Source organism: Streptomyces montanus (genome assembly GCF_005786655.1).
Lineage (GTDB): Bacteria > Actinomycetota > Actinomycetes > Streptomycetales > Streptomycetaceae > Streptomyces > Streptomyces sporangiiformans.
The window spans coordinates 257,297-264,992 of the sequence record NZ_VBZC01000004.1 but is presented as its reverse complement, the minus strand read 5'-3'; the positions used below and the strand labels follow the sequence as shown (position 1 = coordinate 264,992).

At 71.8% G+C, this 7,696-nt stretch carries 6 protein-coding genes; 2 read left to right on the top strand and 4 right to left on the bottom strand.

Annotated features, from left to right (window positions below; translation table 11 throughout):
* Positions 1-159: 159 nt before the first annotated feature.
* The 3 genes from FE633_RS05170 to FE633_RS05160 form a co-directional block, all read right to left on the bottom strand.
* Positions 160-1,149, bottom strand: coding sequence for a small ribosomal subunit Rsm22 family protein (locus tag FE633_RS05170; protein WP_138043862.1), 990 nt, complete (start codon positions 1,147-1,149; stop codon positions 160-162).
* 108 nt (positions 1,150-1,257) lie between these two features.
* Positions 1,258-2,436: a serine hydrolase domain-containing protein gene (locus FE633_RS05165; protein WP_138043861.1), complete on the bottom strand. Its 1,179-nt coding sequence runs from the start codon at positions 2,434-2,436 to the stop codon at positions 1,258-1,260.
* Positions 2,388-3,794: a Bcr/CflA family multidrug efflux MFS transporter gene (locus tag FE633_RS05160; protein WP_138043860.1), complete on the bottom strand. Its 1,407-nt coding sequence runs from the start codon at positions 3,792-3,794 to the stop codon at positions 2,388-2,390. The genes FE633_RS05165 and FE633_RS05160 overlap by 49 nt, the downstream gene beginning before the upstream one ends.
* Before the next feature lie 95 nt (positions 3,795-3,889).
* Here FE633_RS05160 and FE633_RS05155 point away from each other — a divergent pair, with 95 nt between their 5' ends.
* Positions 3,890-5,035 (top strand): Gfo/Idh/MocA family protein, encoded by a 1,146-nt coding sequence (locus FE633_RS05155; RefSeq protein ID WP_246113420.1) that lies wholly within the window; start codon positions 3,890-3,892, stop codon positions 5,033-5,035.
* On the opposite strand, the gene FE633_RS05150 is transcribed toward FE633_RS05155, so the two are convergent.
* Complete coding sequence (locus tag FE633_RS05150; RefSeq protein ID WP_138043859.1) at positions 5,022-6,731, bottom strand: alkaline phosphatase D family protein; 1,710 nt, start codon at positions 6,729-6,731, stop codon at positions 5,022-5,024. The two genes, FE633_RS05155 and FE633_RS05150, sit on opposite strands and share 14 nt — an antisense overlap.
* 133 nt (positions 6,732-6,864) lie before the next feature.
* Here FE633_RS05150 and FE633_RS05145 point away from each other — a divergent pair, with 133 nt between their 5' ends.
* Positions 6,865-7,623, top strand: coding sequence for an SDR family oxidoreductase (locus FE633_RS05145; RefSeq protein WP_138043858.1), 759 nt, complete (start codon positions 6,865-6,867; stop codon positions 7,621-7,623).
* The last annotated feature ends 73 nt before the right edge of the window (positions 7,624-7,696 follow it).

The following is a 7,696-nucleotide window of genomic DNA, read 5'->3' as shown; positions in this document are numbered from 1 at the left end:
AAACGCCGGACGGGCTGAAAATCAGCCCCTCCGGCGTTTGAGGAGCGGGGGTCCAGGGGGCAGAGCCCCCTGGCGGGGTCTGGGGCGGAGCCCCAGAAGGATGGGACGGGTAGGGGCGGCGGGGGCGAACAAAGCCCGGCCCAGCCCACCGCACGCGCGCTACCCCACCGCCGGGGGCCACCCGTCGCCCCAGTCCGCGTCGCGAGCCACCCGGTAGAGGGGACCGTGACGCTTCGTCACCGTTTCGCGGCGCAGGCGCTCCTCCGCCTCGCAGAGATCGAGAAGTACCTGCCCCTTGCGGATCTGCGGCCGCCGGACCACACGGGCGGGGGCCGGAGTCACCGGGAAGCGCGTGGCGGCGACATAGCTGAACTTCTCGTCCTCGTACGCCAGTGAGCCGCCCTTGACCTGCCGGTGCAGCGAGGAACGGCTGACACGGGCGGAGAAGTGGCACCAGTCCTCACCGGGCACGATGGGGCAGGCGGCGCTGTGCGGACAGGGGGCGGCGACGCGGAAACCGGCGTCGATCAGGCGGTCGCGGGCGGCGATGACGCGCGCGTAGCCGTCGGGGGTGCCGGGCTCGACGACCACGACAGCCTGGGCGGCGGCCGCGGCGGCGTCGACCACGGAGACACGGTCGGCATCGGTCAGCTCGCCGAGGACGTACGACACCGTCACCAGATCAGCGCTCTCGAGCGTGAGCGCCGCTCCGATACGAGAGCGGCGCCACTCGGCGGACTTCAACAGCGGGTTCTGCGCGGCGAGTTCACGCCCGAGGGCCAGCGCGGGCTCCGCCCAGTCGAGCACGGTCACCGCCCGCACTTCGCCCCAGGTCGCGGCCGCCGCCCAGGTCGCCGCCCCCGTCCCACCGCCCACGTCGATGTGACTGCCGGGCGCCCAGTCCGGCACGGCGTCCGCGAAGGCGTCCAGCGCGGAGCACACCGCTTCGAAGGTCGCGGGCATCCGGTACGCGGCGTACGCGGCCACGTCCGCGCGGTCACGGAGGATGGGGGCGTCGGTCGGGGTGGTGCCGCGGTAGTGGGAGATCAGCCGCTCGACGGCCTGGGAGGCCGCCTTCGGCGGCACCCCGTCCAGCAGCCCCGCCAGGGCCGCCCGCAGGGTCTCGGCTGGGGAAACAGGGGCGTTCACGCGAGGAGTCTACGGGCCACAAGACGCCGCCAGACGCCACGGGACGTGAGCGTCGATCACAGACGAGAGCACCGCTCACGCACGGCCGGCGCACCGCTCGCGCACCGCTCACGCACCGCGAACCGCCCGGGCCAGTCGCGTCCCCGCCGCCGCCCGCGGGCCGCTGTCCGGCCCCCGGCGCCGCGGATGCACGGCGTTCGCCAGCAGCACCAGGAACGTGTCCGTCGCCGGGTCGAGGACCAGTGACGTACCCGTGAATCCGGCATGGCCCGCCGCACCGTGACCGGCCAGACCTCCCATGAACCACGGCTGGTCGACCATGAAGCCGAGGCCGGGTGGGGCGAGGAGGAGTTCGACGATGTCGGGGCCGAGGATACGAGCGGTGCCGTAGGAGCCGCCCGCGAGCAGCGTGCGGCAGAAGACGGCCAGGTCACGGGCGGTGGAGAAGAGGCCGGCGTGGCCCGCGACGCCGCCGAGCGCCCACGCGTTCTCGTCGTGGACCTCGCCGCGCAGCATCCCGCGGTCCGCCTTGGCCCAGGGTTTGCGCTGGTCCTCCGTGGCGGCCGCGCCCGGCCTCGGTCCGAACCCGGTGGCCGCCATCCCGAGCGGCCGGGTGATCCCGTCCCGTACGAGGACGTCGAGCGGCCGCCCGGTGATCCGCTCCAGCATGTGCTGGAGGAGCAGCATGTTGAGGTCCGAGTACCCGTACGCCCCGCCCGGCTCCGTCACGGGCTCCTCCGCCCGCAGCAGGGCGAGCCGTGCCGCGCCGCTCGGACAGTCGTACAGCGGGAGTTCGGGCCGCAGTCCGGAGGTGTGGGTGAGCAGCTGCCGTACGGTGATGCCGTGGTCGGCCGCCGCGGTGAAGTCCGGCAGGTACGCCGCCACGCGCGCGTCGATGCCGAGCGTGCCGCGCTCCAGCTGCTGCACGGCGGCGACGCTCGTGAAGAGTTTCGTGAGGGACGCCAGATCGAAGGGCGTGTGCACGCTCATCGGCACCCAGGCCTTGAGCGGCAGTTCGATGCCGCGGTCCGCCTCCTCGTCGTACGCGGAGTACCGCACCGCCCAGCCCGCCGCCTCCTCGGCGGCGATCACGGGGCCGCGCCCCGCGACCACCACGGCCCCCGCGGCCCAGGGCCGGTCCCCGTCGGTGAGCTCGTGGACCTGCCGTACGAGATGTGCCAGTTCGTCGGGGTCGAGCCCGGCACGTTCCGGTGTGCCGGGGCGCAGTCTCGGCGCGCTCAGCTGCCTGCTCCCTTCTCGTCCGCCTGCCTCTGCCACGGACGGCACAGTCCCATGAAGCAGCCGACGGCCACCAGTGCGCACGCCAGTTGGACGACGGCCATCGGGACGGCCGTGTGCTCCCCGGCGATACCCACGAGGGGGGAGGCGATCGCGCCGACGAGGAAGGAGGAGGTGCCGAGCAGGGCGGAGGCGCTTCCCGCGGCGTGCGGGGCGCGGGTGAGGGCGAGCGCGTTGGTGTTGGGCATGCACAGGCTCATCGCGGACATCAGGACGAACAGGCCGGCGGCGATGGGGACGAGGCCCACTTCCCCGAAGACGCCGGTGGCCATCAGGAGCAGCGCGGCCGAGGCGCAGGTGATCACGGCGAGGCCGACGGAGAGCGTCTTGTCGAGGCTGACGCGGCCGACGAGGATCTTGCCGTTGACCTGGCTGACGGCCACCAGGCCGATCGAGTTGACGCCGAAGAGGATGCCGTACGTCTGCGGGGAGGCGCCGTAGATCTCCTGGATCACGAACGGCGAGGCGGAGATGTACGCGAAGAGCGCGGCGAAGGCGAAGCCGCCGGTGAGCATGTAGCCGGTGAAGGGGCGGTCCGAGAGCAGGCCGCGCATGGTGCGCAGGGCCTGGGCCACGCCGCCGCCGTGCCGCCGCTCGGGCGCGAGCGTCTCCGGCAGCAGCCGCCAGACGAAGGCGGTCAGCGCGATCCCGACGCCCGTCAGGATGTAGAAGACGCCCCGCCAGTCGGTGACTTGCAGCACCTGCCCGCCGATGAGCGGCGCCACGATCGGCGCGACCCCGGCGATCAGCATGAGTGTGGAGAAGAATCGCGCCATGTCCGTACCGTCGTACAGGTCTCGTACGACGGCCCGCGAGATGACGATCCCGGCCGAGCCCGCGAGCCCCTGGAGCAGCCGGAACGCGACGAGCAGCTCGATGGTGGGCGCGATCGCGCAGACGGCGGTGGCGACGATGTAGACGAGCAGCCCGGCGATCAACGGCCGTCTTCGCCCCCATTTGTCGCTCATCGGCCCGATGACCAACTGACCGAGTGCCATCCCGGCGAGGCACGCGGTGAGCGTCAACTGCACGGTGGCGGCGGCCGCGTGCAGCGAGTCGGTGACCTGCGGGAGCGCCGGGAGGTACATGTCCATGGACAGCGGGGGTACCGCGGTGAGCCCGCCGAGGGTGAGGGTGACGAGCAGCCCCGCCGAACGGCGGGCGCCGCCGGGTGGATTCGCGCCCGGCGAAGGGTCCCGTGCGGCCGCGGGAGTCGCCGGCCCCGCTGTCGCCGCGCCGCTCGACAGATGGCCTGACAGACGCCCCGACGCCTGTCCCGATATGTGACCCGATATGTGACCTTCCAGGCCGTCCTGGTCCCGCCTGGTGCTGCCCTGCTCGGGCATGTGCCCCTCCTGTCCGTTGAATCCGCCACCTATGCTCTCAGCTCGGACACGGTGGTCGGGCGGATGGACCGCCTGAACAGGGAGCGAGGGTCGGGATGGCGGAGATGGGGGTGCCCCCGGACGAGCGGCGCCGAGACGGGGGACGCGTGCGCTGGGGTGTGCTGGCGACCGGAGGTATCGCGGCGGCGTTCACGGCGGATCTGGTGGATCTGCCGGACGCCGAGGTCGTCGCGGTGGCCTCGCGGACCGAGGAGTCGGCGAAGAACTTCGCGGACCGCTTCGGGATACCCCGGGCGTACGGCGAGTGGGACGCCCTCGCGCGGGACGAGGACGTCGATGTCGTGTACGTCGCGACACCGCACTCGGCGCACCGGGCCGCGGCCGGCCTGTGCCTGGAGGCGGGGCGCAACGTGCTGTGCGAGAAGGCGTTCACGCTCAACACGCGCGAGGCGAGGGAACTGGTCGCCCTCGCGAAGGAGCGCGACAGCTTCCTGATGGAGGCCATGTGGATGTACTGCAACCCGCTGATCCGGCGGATGAAGGACCTGATCGACGACGGGGCGATCGGTGAAGTCCGTTCGGTGCAGGCCGACTTCGGGCTGTCCGGGCCCTTCCCTCCCACGCACCGGCTGCGCGACCGGGCGCAGGGCGGCGGCGCGCTGCTCGATCTCGGCGTCTATCCGGTGTCGTTCGCGCAGCTGCTGCTCGGGGAGCCCTCGGAGATCATGGCGCGAGCGGTGCTCTCCGAGGAGAGCGTCGATCTCCAGACGGGAATGCTGCTCTCCTGGGAGAGCGGCGCTCTCGCTTCGTTGCACTGCTCACTCGTCGGCGGTACGTCCGTCTCCGCCTCGGTCACCGGGTCCGGGGGCCGTATCGACGTTCCGTCCGGCTTCTTCTACCCCGACCGCTTCGTGCTGCACCGGGACGGCCGCGACGCGGAGGAGTTCGCGGCCGACCCGGCACACGGCCCGCGCTCCAGCCTCAAGCACGAGGCCAGGGAGGTCATGCGCTGTCTGCGCGCCGGCGAGACCGAGTCGCCGCTCGTCCCGCTGGACGGCACCCTCGCCGTGATGCGGACGCTCGACGCGGTACGGGACCGCATCGGCGTCCGCTATCCCGGCGAAGTCGACGACGCCCCGGAAGGACCGCGGGGAACTGCGCGACCAGCCACGACCGGCCCGCAGTCGGCAAACCACCCGCAGCACCCCGGTTCTCTCAGCGGAGCACCTACGCCGGCTTGAGCCCCTGCTCCCCCACCTCGGTCACGAAGGACGCGGCCGTGGTGATCGACGCCCCGGGCGTCGTCACCGCGCCCACCGTCTTGAAGTCCACGTTCGCCGCGCTCTGCCCCAGGGCGACCGTCACATAGCCGCGCTGCCCGTTGTAGTGCTTCATGTGCGGGTTGGCGGCCAGATAGCCGGCCCAGTTGGCCGGCCGCGCGGCACCGTCCTTGCCGCTGCTGATCGACGTGGTGACGATCTCCGTGCCCATCGTGCGGGAGTTCTGGTCGGCGAAGTCACGCTTGATGTCGAAGCCGTACGACACGTGGACATCGCCGGTGAGCACCATCAGGTTCTCCACACCGGCCGCTTCGGCGCCCGCGAGGAGACGCTCCCGGGAGGCGGGGTAGCCGTCCCAGGAGTCCATGCTGAGGGTGGTGTTGCCGGCGGCGGCGTTGTTGCGGCGGGCGAAGACGACCTGCTGCGGGACGACGTTCCACAGCGCGTTCGACTGCTTCCAGCCGTCGGTCAGCCAGCGCTCCTGGGTGAGCCCGGGCAGCGTCTGCGACTCGGCCTCGGACTCGGGCGTGGGCGTCTGCCAGCCGTCGCCGTTCGCCTGATCGGTGCGGTACTGCCGGGTGTCGAGGATGTCGAACTGCGCGAGCCGGCCCCAGCGCAGCCGCCGGTAGAGCTGCATGTCGGGGCCCTCGGGCCGCTGGGGGCGGCGCAGCGGCTGGTTCTCCCAGTAGGCGCGGTACGCGGCGGCGCGGCGCAGCAGGAACTCCTCCGGCGGCACGTCGTTCTCGGGAATGTCGTCCGCGTAGTTGTTCTCGGTCTCGTGGTCGTCCCAGGTGACGACGAAGGGGTGCGCGGCGTGCGCGGCCCGCAGATCGGGGTCGGACTTGTAGAGGGCGTACCGCAGGCGGTACTCCTCCAGGGTCACGGTCTCGCGGTTGAACAGGTCTGGCAGCGTGCGGTCGGTGTAGTTGCGGGCGCCGCCGACGGAGTTGACCGCGTACTCGTAGAGGTAGTCGCCGAGGTGGAAGACCACGTCGACGTCGTCCTCGGCGAGATGGCCGTACGCGGTGAAGTACCCGTCGTGGTAGGCCTGGCAGGAGACCGCGGCCAGCGTCAGGTCGGCGACGCGGGCCGCGGTCGCGGGCGCGGTGCGGGTGCGGCCGGTCTCGCTGATCCAACTGCCCGTGCGGAAGCGGTAGTAGTAGACGCGGTCGGGGGCGAGGTCGCCCACCTCGACGTGCACGGTGTGGTGGAACTCGGGGTGCGCGTCGGTGGCGCCTCGTCTGGCGATCCGGCGGAACTTGGCGTCGTGGGCCAGTTCCCACTGGACGGTGACACGTTGCCGGGGCAGGCCGGAGTCGGCCTGGAACGGGGCGGGCGCGAGGCGCGTCCACAGCAGCACGGAGCCGGGCAGCGGGTCGCCGGAAGCGACGCCGAGGGTGAAGGGATTCTCGGTGATCTTCGCCGCGTCGAGTTCCGCGGCGGCGGCCACGCCCGCGGTCGGCAGATTCGTGGCGAAGGCGAGGGCGGCGGCCGCGCCGGTGACGGTGAAGAAGCGGCGGCGACCGAGGTGACGGGCGGCGGCGCGGAGTTCGGGGGCGTGGCGCGAAGGGGTGTACTGCGACGGGATGGGTCGCGAAGGGGCGTGCTGCGAAGGGGCGTGCTGCGGCGACGGTGTCGGATGAGCTGCGGGTGTCATCTGGCCCTCCCCTGGCGGTTGTTGTATATGGCATTGGAGTGGCAGGCGTCGACGGCAGCCCGTCGTGTACACAACAGCAAGATGTCGGATGGATGAGTTCCGCGTGGCAGGCCCTCACGTACGCTGCGAGGCCATGAACGACAAGGAAACGAAGATCGCGGTGGTCACCGGTGCGGGGTCCGGCATCGGCCGCGCCGTGGCCGTGGAACTCCTGCGCGGCGGCTGGTCCGTGGCGCTTGCGGGCCGGCGCGCGGAACGGCTGGAGGAGACGGCGGCCCTGGCGGACGAGGGGGCCTCCCTCTGTGTACGCGCCGACGTCTCACACCCCGATGACGTGGCCGGACTCTTCGCCGCCGTGCGCGAGCGGTTCGGCCGGCTCGATCTGCTCTTCAACAACGCGGGCACGTTCGGGCCGGGCGGCGTCCCGTTCGAGGAGCTGCCCTACGACGCCTGGCGCCATGTGGTCGGCACGAACCTCGACGGCGCGTTCCTGTGCGCGCAGGCGGCGTTCCGGCAGATGAAGGAGCAGGATCCGCAGGGCGGCCGGATCATCAACAACGGCTCGATCTCGGCCCATACGCCCCGCCCGCGGTCGGCCGCGTACACGGCGACCAAGCACGCGCTGACGGGCCTCACCAAGTCACTGTCCCTGGACGGCCGCCCCTATCGGATCGCCTGCGGTCAGATCGACATCGGCAACGCGGCGACCGATATGACCGAGCGCATGCGGACGGGAGCCCTGCAGGCGAACGGGGAAGTGGTTCCGGAACCCGTGATGGACGTCGCCGATGTGGCCCGTACCGTGCGGCACATGGCGGAACTCCCGCTGGAGGCGAATGTGCAGTTCGCGACGGTGCTCGCGACCACGATGCCGTTCATCGGCCGGGGCTGACCTCCGTCAACCTGCACAAGCGGATTGCTCGCTTCCGCTCCATTCCGGCCGGTGGCGCGCATATGCTCAGTCC